The organism is Intestinimonas sp. RTP31139st1_F5_RTP31139_211217 (assembly GCF_040226735.1).
GTDB classification, from domain to species: Bacteria; Bacillota; Clostridia; order Oscillospirales; family Oscillospiraceae; genus Intestinimonas; species Intestinimonas butyriciproducens.
In genome coordinates this window covers 390910-405808 of the sequence record NZ_JBCOAQ010000001.1, presented here as the reverse complement: position 1 = coordinate 405808, position 14899 = coordinate 390910, and the positions used below count along the sequence as shown (strand labels likewise).

Genomic DNA, 14899 nt, shown 5'->3' with positions numbered 1-14899 from the left:
ATTTCCTTTTGTACTCATATGTGTACCGCATAATAATACCCCCTCTACTGGGTGTCCAGTAAAGGGGGTACATATCAAAGGAAGGCTCCGATTTTTTTATTCTCAATCATAGAGATGACAGGCGACCCAGTGACCAGGCGAGAGCTCTCTGGATTCCGGCACCTGCTCCTTGCAGGCCGCCGTACAGTGGGGACAGCGGTTGTGAAAGGCGCAGCCGGGGGGAGGGGAGGCGGGACTGGGGACGTCGCCCTCCAGGCGGATACGCGCTTTTTCCTCCGATGGGTCCCGCTTGGGGATCGCGGAGAGAAGGGCTTGGGTATAGGGGTGCATGGGGGTGTGGTAGACATCTTCGGTATCCCCCAACTCCATGATGCGGCCCAGATACATGACGCCCACCCGATTGCTGATGTGGCGGACCACATTGAGGTCGTGAGAGATAAAGAGGTAAGAGAGCTTCAGGTCCTTTTGAAGTCCCATGAGCAGATTGAGAATCTGGGCCTGGATGGAGACATCCAGGGCGGATACGGGCTCGTCGGCCACGACGAAGCGGGGCTTGGTGATGAGGGCCCTGGCAATGCTGATGCGCTGCCGCTGCCCGCCGGAAAACTGATGCGGGTATCGCTCCAACTGCTCGGGGGACAGACCGACCGCCTGGGAGATCCACAGGACTTGCTCGTCCATCCCGGCCTGAGAGAGAGAAAAATGGGTCTTCAGGGGCTCCTCCAGCAGCTTCCGCACCGTCATACGGGGATTCAGGGAGGCATAGGGGTCCTGAAAGACCAGCTGCATATCCCGGCGCTTCTGCCGCATGGACTCTTTGTCCAGGGCGCACAGATCCTGACCATCGAAATAGATATGTCCGGAGGTGGGTTCGATCAGCCGCAGGATCGTGCGGCCCGTGGTGGATTTGCCGCAGCCGGATTCGCCCACCAGGCCGAATGTCTCCTGCTCCCGGATCTGAAAGGAGACGTCTTCTACGGCATGGACGTAGCCCACGGTTTTCCGGACGACTCCCCCTTGAATGGGGAAGTAGGTCTGGAGGTTCTGCACGTCCAGGATGACATTGTGTCCGCTCATGCTGTCTCCTCCTTTGGCGTGTCCGCATGGAGCCAGCAGCGGCATAGATGTCCGGGAGAGATCTCCGACAGCGCGGGGGCCCGATTGCAGCAGATGTCCATACAGTGCTCACAGCGGTCGGCAAAGCGGCAGCCGACGCTGAAATTTCCCGCCGTGGGCACCGTGCCCTGGATGGTATAGAGCTCCTGCTGCGCGCCGCCCAGGGAGAGGACAGAGCGCAGCAGGCCGGCGGTATAGGGATGTGCGGGCGCGTGGAAGATCGTGTTCACATCGGACTGCTCCACCACCTGACCGGCATAAAATACCGCGACCTCTTCACAGGTCTCTGCGATGACCCCCAAATCGTGTGTGATCATGATGACAGAGGTATCGTAGCTCTCCCGCAGCTCGTTCATCAGGTCCAGGATTTGGGCCTGTATGGTCACATCCAGCGCGGTGGTGGGCTCATCGGCGATGAGAAGGCGGGGATTGTTGATGAGCGCAATGGCAATCATCACACGCTGCAGCATGCCGCCGGAGAGATGGTGGGGATAATCCTTCAGAATCTGCTCCGGACGGGGGATTTTAACTTTCCTGAGCATTTCCAGCGCAGCGTCATGCATTTCCGCCTTGCTCAGGCTGGCGTGAAAGAGAAGAGATTCGCAAATTTGTTCCTCGATGGTGTACATGGGATCCAGCGCGGTCATGGGTTCCTGAAAAATCATGGAGATGTCCCGGCCCCGCAGCTTGCGCAGCTCGGCCTTGGAGAGACCGGTGATTTCCACCTCGCGTCCGTCCCCCTGCTGGAAACGGATGGAACTGCCCTGACCCAGCGAAAGGGGAAAGGAGAGGAGGCCCATGATGGAGGAACAAGTGATGCTCTTGCCGCAGCCGGATTCTCCCACGACGCCGAAGTTTTGCTTTTTGCGGACCGTGAGGTCCACACCCTCCACCAGCTTGACCGGCGGTTTCCGCCTGCCTTGGGGGAGCTCGATGGAGAGGTTGCGTATTTCCAACAGATGATCCATATTCCTGACCTCCCCTTTAAAGCTTCAACTTGGGGTCCAGCACATCGCGGAGGCTGTCGCCCAGGATATTGAAGAGAAGGATGGTGACGATGATAAAGAGAGCGGGAAAAACGGCCATCCAGGGGGCCTGTTCCATAAAGGTCCGCGCTTCAGACAGCATGGAGCCCCAGGAAGGGTCCGGCGGTTGGATGCCCAGGCCCAGGAAGCTCATGGACGCCTCGGTAAGAATGGCGCTGGAGAGGGCCAGGGTAGCCTGAACAGTGAAGGGGGCCACGACGTTGGGAGAGATGTGGCGGATCAGGATCGCGCCGGTCCTGACGCCCACGGACTTGGCGTTCTGGACATACTCCAGCCCCTTGGCGGAGATGACCGAGGCGCGGACCGTCCGGGCGAACACGGGAATATTGACGATGCCGATGGCAATCATGGTGTTCACCAGCCCGCGGCCCAGCACTGCGGAGATAAAGATGGCCAGCAGGATGGAGGGAAAGGCGAAAAAGATATCCATCACACACATAATGACGCGGTCCACCCAGCCCTCGAAATATCCGGCGATGAGCCCCAGGACATAGCCTGCAGTGGCGGCGATGCCCACGGCGATGATGCCAACCTGCAGAGAGACGCGGGCGCCGTACAGGATGCGGCTGAAAATGTCGCGCCCATAATTATCCGTCCCGAACCAAAATTCGGAACTGGGAGGCGCCTTGGGGAGGCCGACCATTTTTTCCGGGCCGAAATGGGATAGCTGGGGGGCAAAAACCGCCATCAGAATGACAAGGAAAATGCCCAGCATACCGATCCGCCCCATCGGGTCGCGCCAAAGCTCCCGTAGGATCTGTCCAAATCGTTTCATGGCGGATCACCTCAGTCGTAAGAAATACGCGGGTCGATATAGGCGTAGAGCAGGTCGGTCACCAGATTCACCAGCACGTAGACAAAAGCGATGAACAGGACACAGCCCTGCACCACGGGGTAGTCCCGCTGATTGATGCCGGTCAGCGTCATCTGACCAAGGCCGGGCAGGGAAAAAATCTGCTCCACAATGACGGCGCCGCCCAGCAGGGAACCGATCTGCATGCCGATAAGGGTAATGATGGGGATCAGGGCGTTGCGCAGGGCATGCTTGAAAATGGCCACGCGTTCACTGGCGCCCTTGGCACGTACTGTCTTGATGAAGTCCTGACGCAGCACTTCCAGGACGGAGGAGCGGGTCATGCGCATCACCGATCCGGAGATGCTCACCCCCAGGATGGCGGCGGGGAGGATCATGATCTGGAGATTGCGCAGCGGGTCCTCGAAAAAACCGACATAGCCCAGCGGGGGGAAGTAATTAAAGGCCAGGGAAAGTACCAGAATCAGCAGGATGGAGAGGGCGAATCCGGGGACGGAGACGCCCAGCAGGGCAAATACCCGCACGAAGCGGTCGGCAAAGGTGTTGCGCTTCACAGCGGCCAAGACACCCAAGGGGATAGCGATACACCAGGAGATCACGGCCGCCATGATTGTGAGCTCCGCGGTGACCTTGAAGCGGCTGAGGATCTCGGGGAGGATGGGGGCGGAGGTGCGGATGGATTCGCCGAAGTCTCCGTGGAGGACACCGACGATCCAGTCCAGGTATTGGACGATATAGGGCCTGTCCAGCCCATATTTGGCGGCCAACTGGGCGCGGAGCTCCGGTGTGGCTTCCACACCCAGAATACCCGAGATGACATCGCCGGGAATCATTTTCATGACGGCAAAGATGAGGACGCTGATACCAAACAGAACAGGGATGAGCTGTAGGATGCGGCGGATCGTATAGTTTTTCATAGTGTCACACTCCCGGCAAGCCATTGAGAATTGACAATGCCCAACCGCATATCCGGCGATTGGGGATTGTCAGTCCTCAAAGACGGAGATAGAGAGGGATGAGGCAGAGGACTTTGTCCGCTGCCTCATCCCCGCAATACAGAGATTACTGGGCCAGATAGGTGTCGCGGAAGTTGCTGGCGTCGGCGGAGGAGGGGGCGAAGCCTTCCACGTAGGAGGCGGTCACAAAATACTTCATGGGGCTGGCGATGCAGATCTTGGTGCAGTCCTCGATGCAGATGAGCTGGGCCTCATTGTAGATCTCCTCACGTTTGGACTCGTCGGTGGTGGCGATACCCTGGGCGCAGAGCTCATCCACCCGCTCGTTGGAGAAACCGAACACGTTGGCGCTGGCACCGGTGCCGAAGAAGAAGGAGATGGAGCGGTTGGGATCGGTGCCCGCGCCGTCGTTGACGATCATCAGGTCAAAACCGGCCTCAGGGGTGCTCATTTTGCCCCAAATGTCCACGTATTCGCCGGACTCCAGATTGGTGATCTCCAGGTCGATGTAGATCTCGGCCAACTGCTGCTGGAGAACCACAGCGGCCTGACGGATGGAGTCCATGAGGCCGGCCGCCACTTTCAGGGTCAGACGGTTGCCATCGTTGTAACCGGCGGCCTCCATCAGTTCCTTGGCTTTCTCCACATTGGTCTGGTAGAGCTCCATGTCGGAGACGTCCAGAGACCAGTGTCCCAGTCCGGGAGGCACCATGGAACAGGGGACGGCCTGCCCGCCGAAGACCACGTTGATGATGGCGTCGCGGTCCATGGCATAGCTCATGGCCTGGCGGACGTTGATATCCTGGAGGGCGGGGGTGGAGAGGTTGCAGCCCAAGGCGATGTAGTCGTTGGTCTGGTAGCTGATGACGTTCAGATTCGCCTCTTTCTCCGCCGCGGCAATGTTGGTGGCGGACAGGCTTGCAAAGTCGATCTCCCCGGTGCGGAGGGCGGCCAGCCGGGCGGCTTCATCGCCGATGAGGAAGTAGGTGATGCCGTCAAGCTGGACCCGGTCGGCGTCCCAGTAGTCGGAGAACTTGGTGATGGTCACGTAGTTGTCGGGCAGCCACTCCCCCAGGGTAAAGGGGCCGGTGCCGCCGTCCGCGCGCATCAGATCGCCGTTTTCCTCGATCACGTCCTTATCCACGATAGCACCGTAGTTGCTGGTCAGGGTGCTGAGGAAAGCGGCGTTGGGCTCAGCCAGCGTGAATTGGACGGTATAGGTGTCCAGGGCCTCCACAGCGGTGACACCGCCGTAATAGCTGGCCTTGCTGCCCAGCGCGCCGATGTCGCCGGCCTCAGTTTTGCCCAGGATTCGGTCAAAGGTATATACTAGGTCGCCCATTAATAATAAACACTATTATGTATAACGCTTTTCGAAACTAATTAGACTTTTTCTTGCATATCTGTTGACAAAATGGATTAAATGTATATAATTTAAGTGTAAAAAATTGGGCACTATATATAATAAAATGAGGTGATTCCAATGCAGGATAGGCGCTATTGCAATTTTATCAATTTGATTTTAGTAAGGAGGATATAATTGTGAGAAAAATTTTAAAACAAAGCCTAGCACTGTTATTTGTAGTTGCTTTACTTGTATCAAGTAATATTTCCTTCGCTTCAGCTCAAACAATTGAGATCACTCCTCGGTCAATGAGTGTAACAATTCCGGGCAGTGGTAGCCAAAGAGTGGCTATCCCATACCTAGAAAAAGGCAACATTTTAGGAGTACGAATCACATCTACTACACAGCCTAAAGCTGATATCCTAGTTAAAATTTTTGAGTGGAACACTGGGGAGTTTGAGGACAGTAAAATTGTGTCCGGTACTGGGATAGTTTCCTTTCAATGTGTGCACACATCATATTACCAGGTCTGTTTAGAAAACTATTCAGCAAATACTGTTACAATTGAGTATGAGTTATTATTTACATAATAGGTTGATGATGAAACTTTAGTGAAGGAGCATTGAAATGAAAAGAAGTGTCTGTCAAAAGGTAGTCTCTACAATACTAATTCTCGCTTGCATTTTACCATCCGCGATGTTAAGTACTTCTGCATATTCAGAGCAAACCCTCTCTCCCACACGTCGTTATTCAATGACGCTTAAACCAGGAGAAACTAAAACTCTTAGTACCCCTGTAGTTGTTTCAGCGGGTTCGAGTGTTGTGTGGCTTGTAATTTGGACGCCAGCCAGTGCGACTATAGAGCATAGCGCAGTGGGTGAAGATGGTACCTTTGCCAGTACTTCAAATAAAGATGGCATCTTGTCGTCCACAGTTACTGCGACTACATCAGGTATCCAACATTATTATCTCCACAATCCTAGTGCATCTACGACTTTATCAATTGAGTATACTATCGAAATTAAATAAATCAAATTTAGTAGCACATAACGCCAGAAGATATGTATCTTCTGGCGTTATGTGCTTTGTTTAGTAACACTCATTTTAGAAGTTTATGGCGCTCCCAGGTTCAACCTTGATAAGGGTGCAACGGGCGCACTCGGATGTAGCAGGTCCAAAATGAGCAACTTGGTGAGTTTGATGGTCACTGCGCTCACCCGCGGATTCTTAACTAAGAAAAAATGAAATTTTATTCCTCCTGAAAGCTGCGAATCAGATCATGGGTCCGCCGCAGGCTCTCTTCGGTCCGCTCCGGGTCATGCTTTGCAATACCGAGATACAGCAGGTCCAGGATGAAGAGCCCGGAGGTGCGGGAGGTCATGGCGCCCACCCGCAGTTCCTTCTCCTCACCGGGGACGAAAAGGGGATAGTCGGCCAGACGGGCGAGCGTGTTGCGGTTGGCCTGGGTGATGGCGACCACCTTGGCGCCATGTTCTTTGGCCGCCTTGGCGGCCAGCACAGTCTCGCGGGTCTCGCCGCTGTAGCTGATGGCGATGATGATGTCCTCCGGCCCCAGCAGTGAGGCGGTAGCGAGATTGGTATGGGCGTCGGAGTGGTAGGTGGCGGGAATGCCGATGCGGGAGGATTTATAGAGAAAATCCATGGCCAGCAGGCCGGAGGCGCCCACACCGAAGAGATGGATGCGCCTGCCGGCACAGATCTCCTCCACAGCCTGAGACAGGATGGAGACGTTGAGCATTTGGTAGGTGAGAGAGGTGTTTTGGAGATGAATGCGCTCGGCTTTTCGGACAATGGTCTCCATATCGTCATTGTCACGGATGGCGGCCTGGAAATCATCCAGCTCTCCCTGTCCGGACTCCCGGGCCAAGTCCAATTTGAGCGCGGTGAAACCCTTAAAGCCCAGCCGTTTGGAAAAACGGACCACCGCCGCAGGGGAGGAGGTGCAGGCTGCGGCGTATTCCTTGGCGTTCATATGGATGACCTCAGAGGTGTGGTCCAGCAGATATGCGGCCAGCCGCTGTTCCGTGCTTGTCAGGCTGTCCAGACATTCTTTGATCAAAAGTGTACAACCCATAGTGGAGCTCCCCATTGTTTTTTATCCAGTATAGCAAAAACGACAGTATAAGTCCATATGTTTTAAAACTAAATTTCAAAAATTCAACAAAGAACATGAAATCTTGTTGACAGCGGGGAATGGATGCGATAGTCTGAAAAGGAACAGATTGGAGGTGGTGAGATGGACGATTATTTGGCGGGGCTGTCCACCGAGGGGATCAATGAGGACACCCGGAATATCGACCTTTGCTCTACCGAAGAAATGGTGGCCATGATCAACCGCCAGGACGCCCTTGTGGCCGGGGCGGTGGCCGCCGAGCAGCAGCACATCGCACGGGCGGTGGACCTCATTTATCAATGCTTCAAAAAAGGGGGACGTCTCATCTATCTGGGGGCCGGGACCTCTGGACGGCTGGGCGTGCTGGACGCCTCGGAATGTCAGCCCACCTTCGGCGTCTCTCCGGAAATGGTGCAGGGCTATATCGCCGGCGGGGATACCGCTCTGCGCTGCCCAGTAGAGGGTTGTGAGGACAGCGAGGCCGACGGAAGGAACCTGGCGGATAGCCTGGAGGTAGGGGAGACCGACGCGGTGGTAGGCATCACCGCCAGCGGCAGCGCGCCTTACGTTCTGGCGGCGCTGCGGCGGGCGAAGGAGCGGGGGAGCGTAACCATCGGGGTATGCACGAACGCCCACTCCAGGCTGGAGGCGCTCTGCGACGTGACCATAGCCCCCCTGGTGGGGCCGGAGGTCATCTCGGGGTCCACGAGAATGAAATCCGGCACCGCCCAGAAGATGGTCCTCAATATGCTGACGACCTGCTCCATGATCAAACTGGGCAAGGTATACGGCAATCTGATGGTCGATCTGAAGGCCAGCAACCGGAAGCTGGAGGACAGAGCCAAACGTCTCATCATCCACGCCACCGGCGTGGACCCGGCGTGCGCAGGACAGGCCCTGGAGGCAGCCGGCGGACATGTGAAGCTTGCAATCCTGATGATCAAAAGCGGCCTGGACGCACCGTCGGCGGGGGCGCTGCTGGAGCGCTGTGAGGGCCGTCTGGCCCAGGCGATCCGGGAAGCGGAGCAAGGAGGCGTGCACTGATGCTGCGAGAGCTCCAGAAGAAAGCAGTCCGCCGGGTGGTGGGCATGATGTCGGGCACTTCGGTAGACGGGGTGGACGCCGCTGTGGTGGAGATCGGGGGAAGCGCCGCCGCGCCGCAGGTAAAGCTGCTGGCCTTTGAGAACCGCCCCTATCCTCCGGCGGTGCGGGAGCAGATCTTCCGCCTTTTCCAGCCCCAATCAGCCACGGTGGATCGAGTGGGGTATATGAATTTCCTGCTGGGAGAGCTCTACGCCTCCGCTGCGCGGAGCGTGATCGAAAAGGCGGGGCTGAGGCCGGGGGATATCGACTTGATCGGCTCCCATGGGCAGACCATCTGGCACCAGCCGGAGATCTGTGAAAAGGATGGGTATCCGATCCGCTACACAGTCCAGATCGGCGAGGGGGCGGTCATCGCCGGGCGCACCGGGATCCCCACCGTGTCCGACTTCAGGGTGGCCGACATGGCCATGGGAGGACAGGGCGCTCCTCTGGTACCCTTTTCCGAATATCTCCTATACCGGAGAGAGGACGAGACGATCCTGCTCCAGAACATCGGGGGGATCGGGAATATGACCGTGATGCCCGCGAAGGCAAAGCCGGAGGAGGTCTATGCCTTCGATACCGGTCCGGGAAACATGATCATTGATGCCGTGACGGCGGCCGTTACCGGTGGAAAACAGACCTTTGACGAGGGCGGACGCCTCGGCGGCAGCGGCACCGTGAACCAGAAGCTGCTCGCCTGGCTCCAGCAGGAGCCCTATTATGCCCGGCCGCTGCCCAAGACCACGGGGCGGGAGCGATTTGGGACACAATATACGGCGAAGATACTGGACTGGCGGAAGACACACCCTATTTCCGACGCGGACCTGGTGGCGACGGTCACCGATCTCACGGCCTGGTCCATCGTGGACGCCTACGAGCGGTACGTGCTGGGGCGGTACCGCGCCGGAGAGCTCATCGTGGGCGGGGGCGGAAGCTATAACAGCACCCTGCTCGGGGACTTGACCAGGCGCTTTGCGCCTCACGGCGTAAAGGTGAGGACCCAGGAGGAGCTGGGCTGGAGCAGCGACGCAAAGGAAGCCGTCGCCTTCGCCCTGCTGGCCGACTGCTGCGTCCGGGAGCGCACGAATACCCTCCCCAGTGTGACAGGCGCGTCGGAAGCGGTCATTATGGGGAAAATATCTCTGCCGGCGAGGGGGAACGGGGCATGCAGCTAAAGCTGGAACAGGCGGGACCAGAGTGCCCGGAGGGCTGCGAGGAGATTTTTCGGAACAGCTTGATCTATGAGCGATATTTTCAGGACCCGGGACGCCTGGAGGCGAGCCTGCACCGGGCGGCGGAGCAGGGGGAGCTCTATCTGGCGGTAAGCGAATCCGGCGAGCTTGCCGGGGCAATGCGGATCGTCATGAAAGGCTTTTGCGGCCTGTATCCCTATCTGAGCCTGATCGGAGTCAGGGATGGATTCCGAGGGCGCGGTGTGGGAGGATTCCTGATGGAGCATCTGGAGCGCCTGGCCCGGGAGGCCGGCAGTCGGCGGGTGACCTTGATGGTCAGCGATTTCAACGAGAGCGCCCAACAATTCTATCAGGCGCGCGGCTACTGGAGATTGGGTGTGCTCCGCGATGCGGTAAAGCCCGGGATCGATGAATTTGTCATGGTTAAGGATCTGGAGCCCGTTTGAATATGGGCCATACGCCCGGCACCCCGGGATTCCTGTCCCGGAGCCGGTTGAGAATGAAAACAAGGAAGGGCGCTGCGTACACGGTACGCAGCGCCCTTCCTGCAGGCTGGGACAGAAAAGAGGAACCGTCAGCCCCGGCGAAATACTCCGGTGAGCATATGCCAGAAATCCCGGAACATGGCTGCAATGCGGCTCCAAACCGTCCCCTGGGAGGCAGTGTCCACCGATGTGGCATCTTCGGAAGCCGTCTCCGGCACTTTGATCTCCTGGGTGCGCATGATGAACTGAATGCTGTTGGGGGAGGCGTTTTTGCTGGAGGTAAGAGAGATGGGGGCGGCATCGGCGTCCATCAGCAGCAGATTGTTGTCCCCGCCGGTATGGCTGTTCCACTCGTCCTCGATCAGACTGGTGATGGTGGCTTTGGCCGCGCGGATGGTGTCCGTCTGCGACAGGCCGGTGGTGGAGCGCCGCAGCGCGTCGGCCAGTCCGGACAGGGCCTGTCGGGCGCCCTCGTCCAGATCCCCGCCGCTGTCCTTGAGGAGGGATTCGGCGGAGCGGAGAAAGGCCGTGGAATTGCGCAGACCGGACGTGGCGGCGTCGGTGAGCGCCTGCGCGTCGGAAAGAGCCTGTTGTGCCTGTGGCTCATAGGTATTCAGGGTCCCGTCCAGGGATTGGAGGAGGTCCAGCGCGGTGTCGGCGTTTTTAGTTACCCGGCCCGCCAGGTCCCCCAGCTCATCCAGACTGTTGAGCAGAGAGGAGGCAGCCCCTTCATGGGCTTTTCCATCCTTCAAAAGGCTTGCGGCCAGCTTGGAGAGCTCCTCCAGATCGCCGGAGAGACCGTCTTCTCCCAGCCAATAGCACAGATTTTGGAGGTCGCCCACGACCTGAGAGGTGGGCTTTGCGATCCCCTTGAGCAGGCGGTTGACCTCGCTGATCTTCCCATTGACGCCGTCAATGACTTCGTTGACCGTATCGGCCTGATCCAGCTTATCCCAGAAGTCCGGATCGCTCTCCATCTGGTTCCAGAGAACGTTCATCTGCGCGGCCGTGGCCGCGTCCAGTCCAACGGCCGGGCTGGTCAGGAAAACCTGAAAGGTGACCTGATCCCGCATCGCCTCCGGGACATTCTGGAGATAGAGCTGGTGGGCGTTGGCGGTGGCGGCGGCGCTCTCGCGGAGCTCGTAGATGGACATACCCTCTATGGTGATCTCGTCGACGGTGGACATGCCGCTGATCCGGCTCAGTGTGTTCTCCAGGGCGCTCAGGCTGCTTTGCAGGTCGTCCATCTGATCGCTCATATAATAGAAGTCGTCTTCCAGGTTGGAGGCGATCACGGAGGCGGACTTGTTATAGGACTCCACGCTGTCTATCAGCTCGCGCAGAGAGCTTGTGTCCGACTGGATTTGCTGGATGATCTTCCGTGTGGATTCCAGCTCCGGTTTCAGCGCCACGGCATTCTCGGTGAGGTCGGTCAGCGTCTGCGTCGTCTCGGTCAGCGCCTGGGAAGCGGAGGCCAGGTGGCCCGCTGCCGGCTCCAATGCATCGGAAAGGGTGTCCAGATCGGCCAGGGCTGCGTCGGCATTCTGATAGACATGATCTTTTCCGCCGGAAATGGTGCGCCGCGCGTCATTCAGGCGGTCCAGGCCGTTGGCGGTGGTGTTCAGACTGCCGCTCATGCCGTCCAGGGTGTCCAGAATGACGTCCAGACTGTCGTTGATGGCGTCGTAGGAGTCTTCGACTTTCTCTTTGGCCTCGCGCAGGTCGGCGATCTGATCCAACTGTCCGAGCGTGGCGGGAACGGCCAAGAGGACCATGCCGGGAAAGGAGAAATCGTTGCTGCCCACCCGGATGGCGAAGTGCTGCTCCTCTCCGGGCATGACCATAAAGAGTACGGTGCGCAGGTTGCCGATGAGTTGGACCTCGGCGCCCGGCGCCTCCAGGGAGAGAATATCGTCCGCATTGAAGGCGGTCGCAGCAGTCAGGACCAGATTGTTCCGGCTGTATGCAGGGGCGGCGGGATTGGGCAGCACGTCCAGATCGATCTCCACCAGGCCGGTCTTGCCGGCCAGATCTTCAGCCAGAGCGGGAGCGCCGTTGAGCTTATAGGAGAGCGTGAGGGTCCAGGGCAGATCCCGGAAAGGCTGCTCCGTTTTCCCCTCGAAGTAGAAACGCTCCGGCCCATCCTCGCCCAACTCGAAGGTGACGGCGCCGTCCTGGGTGGTGGGGGCCCGGTCGTCGGTGAGGTTGATGATCTCATCGTAAGTACCATAGTCGGTGAGTTCGGTATTGCCGTTGGTCTGGTAGCTCTTGACCACGCTGCTGTTTATCAGGCCGCCGTAATAATCGAGGGTCGCATAATAGGACTCGTCACAGACGGGGGAGAGGGCTCCCGCGGCCAGAGCGGGGGGGCAGAGCAGCGCTGCGCTCACTGCGGCGGCCAGTACCAGCGCCCCAATACGTTGATGAGTGGTTTTCATGGGAATGGGCTCCTTTCAATGCTTTCCGGCGGGGGAGAGGGCCTGCTTGCCGGGCTGTGGGTTCTTGGGGGCCTTGGGCGGCTTGGGTGTCCGCCACCAGAGGCTGGTCCTGGCGATGATGGGCTCAAAGACGACCAGCACGGAGGGAAGGATGAAGATACTGACCAGTGCGGAGATGACGGCGCCGCGGGAGAGCATCAGGCAGATGCTGCTGACGATGTCCATTGTGGAGATCAGCGCTACCCCGAGGGTGGAGCAGAAAAAGACCAGGGCGCTGGTGATGATGGAAATGTCTGAAGAGGTGGCCGCGATTTGGATGGCCTCCTTCCGGTCCCTGCCCTTTTGCAGCTCCTCCTGAAAGCGGGTGGTCATCAGGATGGCGTAGTCCACCGTGGCGCCCAACTGCACGCAGCCGATCACGGTGGGGGCCACAAAGGCGATGACCGTGCCGGAGAAGTAGGGAATGCCCTGGTTGATGAAAATGGCCAGCTCGATGGTAGACACCAGCAGGATGGGGATGGAGATGGAGCGGAAGGTGAAGGCCACGAGGATAAGAATGGCGATGATGGACAAATAATTGGTCAGCTTAAAGTCGGAGTCTGATACGGTGATGAGGTCGTCGGTCATAGCGGCCTCGCCGGTGATATAGGCCTCCGGGTCGTAGGACTTGACCAGAGCGCTGAGCTGGGAGAGCTGCTGGGATACCGCGTCGGAAGCGGTGACATACCCCGAATTGACCATCATCATTTGATAACCGTCCTGTTTGCACAGGTCTTTGATCTCATCGGGAATAAAAAAATCGGGAATCGTGCCGCTGATCAGCTTGTCATAGGCCACCACACTGGTGATGCCGGGAATCTCATCGATGGCCTCCTCCAGCTCCTTCATCCTGGCGCGGCTGATATCATCGCGCATCACGATAAAGTGGGAGGAGGCCATGTTGAACTCATCCTTCAGCTTATCGGTAGAGACGATGGAGGGCATATCCTGGGGAAGGGATTGGTCCAGCTTGTAGTAGACCTGCGTATGATTGTTCGAGTAGACGGCTGGGAAAAAGAGAAGAAAAAAGAGCGCCACGAAAAAGTGTCTGTGCCGGACGATAAATGCGTTGAGACGGCCCATGTTTGGGGCCAAAGCGGGGTGGCGGTATCTGCGGATCGGGCCGTCCATCAGAAGGAGAATAGCGGGGAGCACCAGTACCACGGTGGCCACGCCCAGAACCACGCCCTTGGCCATCACGAGGCCCAGGTCCCGCCCCAGCGTCAAACGCATGAAGCAAAGCGCCAGAAAGCCGGCGATGGTGGTCAGGGAGCTGCCGGAGAGGGACTTGAAGGCAGCGACAATGGAGACGGCCATGGCGTCCCGGCGGTCCTCGTAGTGAGGCGCCTCCTCCACATACCGGTGATAGAGGAAAATAGAGTAGTCCATGGTGACGCCCAGCTGCAAGACGGCTGCAATGGCCTGGGTAATGAAGGAGATCTCCCCCAACAAGATGTTGCTGCCGAAATTATAGAGAATGGCCAGGCCGATGCTGAGCATCAGGGCCACGGGCAGCAGCCAGGACTCCATCGTGACGCACATGGCGATGATGGAGAGCACGGCGGCCATCACCACATACAGCGGCATTTCCTTGGAGATCAGGTCCTTGGTGTCCTTGATAAAGACGGAGAAGCCGGCCAGAAAGCAGTTTTTATTGCACAGGGACCGGACCTGCTCGATGGATTTCATCGTGGTCTCCGAGGCGCCGGGCTGTTCATATTGGACGATCATCATTGTGGCATCGCCCGAGAAGAAAATGTCACGGATATCCTCGGGAAGCATCTCCTCAGGGATCTGGATGCCGACCAGACTGGACAGCCAGATGGCATTGCTCACCCCCGGGACCTGTTCCACCTCCTTTTGCAGTTGGTGTGTGTACGCAGGGGGCATTCCCTCCACGATGAGCATGGTGGTGGCCGCCATGTGGAAGGGCTCTTCCAGAAGCGCCTCTCCCTTGGCGGAGTCCAGGTCCTGAGGGAGATAGGAGAGGATATCATAGTTGATGCGGGTCATAGCGGCGCCCAAAACGCTTGGGATCAGCAGCAGGACCGCGACCAATACCACCAGCTTTGGTTTGCGTGTCAGTGCGCGGGAGATTTTTTCAAGCAAAGCAGTCACCTTCCCGGAGAGATTTTGGCGGCGGCAGGGCCCCGCCGGAAGCTATTTTATCTTAGTTTCCGTCCGCCGGAGAGTCAACGGGATGGGGCCAACTCTCATAATTCTTAATAAACGGTTTTATCTTAATGA

13 protein-coding genes are annotated in these 14899 nt (G+C 58.0%); 5 read left to right on the top strand and 8 right to left on the bottom strand.

Going from position 1 to position 14899, the window contains the following annotated elements; all coding sequences use genetic code 11:
- Positions 1 to 102: 102 nt before the first annotated feature.
- From ABUA09_RS02210 to ABUA09_RS02190, 5 genes are all read right to left on the bottom strand, one after another.
- Positions 103 to 1077, bottom strand: a complete 975-nt coding sequence (locus ABUA09_RS02210; RefSeq protein WP_033116489.1) for an ABC transporter ATP-binding protein — start codon at positions 1075 to 1077, stop codon at positions 103 to 105.
- Entirely contained in the window at positions 1074 to 2084 is a 1011-nt protein-coding gene (locus tag ABUA09_RS02205; RefSeq protein ID WP_195608697.1) for an ABC transporter ATP-binding protein, read from the bottom strand. The genes ABUA09_RS02210 and ABUA09_RS02205 overlap by 4 nt, the downstream gene beginning before the upstream one ends.
- A gap of 16 nt (positions 2085 to 2100) precedes the next feature.
- Positions 2101 to 2937: an ABC transporter permease gene (locus ABUA09_RS02200; protein ID WP_033116491.1), complete on the bottom strand. Its 837-nt coding sequence runs from the start codon at positions 2935 to 2937 to the stop codon at positions 2101 to 2103.
- An 11-nt stretch (positions 2938 to 2948) separates the two neighbouring features.
- On the bottom strand, positions 2949 to 3893 hold the full coding sequence (locus ABUA09_RS02195) for an ABC transporter permease (RefSeq protein ID WP_033116492.1): 945 nt from the start codon (positions 3891 to 3893) through the stop codon (positions 2949 to 2951).
- Positions 3894 to 4038: 145 nt separating this feature from the next.
- Positions 4039 to 5274 (bottom strand): ABC transporter substrate-binding protein, encoded by a 1236-nt coding sequence (locus tag ABUA09_RS02190; protein WP_195614552.1) that lies wholly within the window; start codon positions 5272 to 5274, stop codon positions 4039 to 4041.
- Between the two features lie 200 nt (positions 5275 to 5474).
- On the opposite strand from ABUA09_RS02190, the gene ABUA09_RS02185 reads away from it, so the two are divergent.
- Together ABUA09_RS02185 and ABUA09_RS02180 are read left to right on the top strand one after the other, a co-directional pair.
- Entirely contained in the window at positions 5475 to 5867 is a 393-nt protein-coding gene (locus ABUA09_RS02185; RefSeq protein ID WP_129868819.1) for a hypothetical protein, read from the top strand.
- Positions 5868 to 5904: 37 nt separating this feature from the next.
- Positions 5905 to 6306 (top strand): hypothetical protein, encoded by a 402-nt coding sequence (locus ABUA09_RS02180; RefSeq protein ID WP_195608699.1) that lies wholly within the window; start codon positions 5905 to 5907, stop codon positions 6304 to 6306.
- A 220-nt stretch (positions 6307 to 6526) separates the two neighbouring features.
- Here ABUA09_RS02180 and ABUA09_RS02175 read toward each other — a convergent pair whose 3' ends face one another.
- Complete coding sequence (locus ABUA09_RS02175; RefSeq protein WP_349949050.1) at positions 6527 to 7372, bottom strand: MurR/RpiR family transcriptional regulator; 846 nt, start codon at positions 7370 to 7372, stop codon at positions 6527 to 6529.
- Positions 7373 to 7534: 162 nt separating this feature from the next.
- Between ABUA09_RS02175 and murQ the strand changes: the two genes are divergently transcribed.
- Genes murQ through ABUA09_RS02160 form a run of 3 tightly spaced genes read left to right on the top strand, consistent with a single transcriptional unit; the run spans position 7535 to position 10136 of the window.
- Complete coding sequence (gene murQ, locus ABUA09_RS02170) at positions 7535 to 8455, top strand: N-acetylmuramic acid 6-phosphate etherase (RefSeq protein WP_033116495.1); 921 nt, start codon at positions 7535 to 7537, stop codon at positions 8453 to 8455.
- Positions 8455 to 9672 carry an anhydro-N-acetylmuramic acid kinase gene (locus ABUA09_RS02165; RefSeq protein WP_033116496.1) on the top strand — a complete coding sequence of 406 codons (1218 nt, stop codon included), beginning with the start codon at positions 8455 to 8457 and terminating at the stop codon, positions 9670 to 9672. The genes murQ and ABUA09_RS02165 overlap by 1 nt, the downstream gene beginning before the upstream one ends.
- A complete protein-coding gene (locus tag ABUA09_RS02160; protein ID WP_058117829.1) occupies positions 9663 to 10136 on the top strand; it encodes a GNAT family N-acetyltransferase in 474 nt (157 codons plus the stop codon). The genes ABUA09_RS02165 and ABUA09_RS02160 overlap by 10 nt, the downstream gene beginning before the upstream one ends.
- Before the next feature lie 128 nt (positions 10137 to 10264).
- On the opposite strand, the gene ABUA09_RS02155 is transcribed toward ABUA09_RS02160, so the two are convergent.
- Together ABUA09_RS02155 and ABUA09_RS02150 are read right to left on the bottom strand one after the other, a co-directional pair.
- Positions 10265 to 12613 carry a coiled-coil domain-containing protein gene (locus ABUA09_RS02155; protein WP_279203251.1) on the bottom strand — a complete coding sequence of 783 codons (2349 nt, stop codon included), beginning with the start codon at positions 12611 to 12613 and terminating at the stop codon, positions 10265 to 10267.
- A gap of 15 nt (positions 12614 to 12628) precedes the next feature.
- On the bottom strand, positions 12629 to 14761 hold the full coding sequence (locus ABUA09_RS02150) for an efflux RND transporter permease subunit (protein ID WP_279203250.1): 2133 nt from the start codon (positions 14759 to 14761) through the stop codon (positions 12629 to 12631).
- Positions 14762 to 14899: the final 138 nt, after the last annotated feature.

Bases quoted from the DNA above. Each gene is read 5' to 3' on its own strand.
- ABUA09_RS02210 (WP_033116489.1), bottom strand. From the start codon at position 1,077: ATGAGCGGACACAATGTCATCCTGGACGTGCAGAACCTCCAGACCTAC.
- ABUA09_RS02205 (WP_195608697.1), bottom strand. From the start codon at position 2,084: ATGGATCATCTGTTGGAAATACGCAACCTCTCCATCGAGCTCCCCCAA.
- ABUA09_RS02200 (WP_033116491.1), bottom strand. From the start codon at position 2,937: ATGAAACGATTTGGACAGATCCTACGGGAGCTTTGGCGCGACCCGATG.
- ABUA09_RS02195 (WP_033116492.1), bottom strand. From the start codon at position 3,893: ATGAAAAACTATACGATCCGCCGCATCCTACAGCTCATCCCTGTTCTG.
- ABUA09_RS02190 (WP_195614552.1), bottom strand. From the start codon at position 5,274: ATGGGCGACCTAGTATATACCTTTGACCGAATCCTGGGCAAAACTGAG.
- ABUA09_RS02180 (WP_195608699.1), top strand. From the start codon at position 5,905: ATGAAAAGAAGTGTCTGTCAAAAGGTAGTCTCTACAATACTAATTCTC.
- ABUA09_RS02175 (WP_349949050.1), bottom strand. From the start codon at position 7,372: ATGGGTTGTACACTTTTGATCAAAGAATGTCTGGACAGCCTGACAAGC.
- murQ (WP_033116495.1), top strand. From the start codon at position 7,535: ATGGACGATTATTTGGCGGGGCTGTCCACCGAGGGGATCAATGAGGAC.
- ABUA09_RS02165 (WP_033116496.1), top strand. From the start codon at position 8,455: ATGCTGCGAGAGCTCCAGAAGAAAGCAGTCCGCCGGGTGGTGGGCATG.
- ABUA09_RS02160 (WP_058117829.1), top strand. From the start codon at position 9,663: ATGCAGCTAAAGCTGGAACAGGCGGGACCAGAGTGCCCGGAGGGCTGC.
- ABUA09_RS02155 (WP_279203251.1), bottom strand. From the start codon at position 12,613: ATGAAAACCACTCATCAACGTATTGGGGCGCTGGTACTGGCCGCCGCA.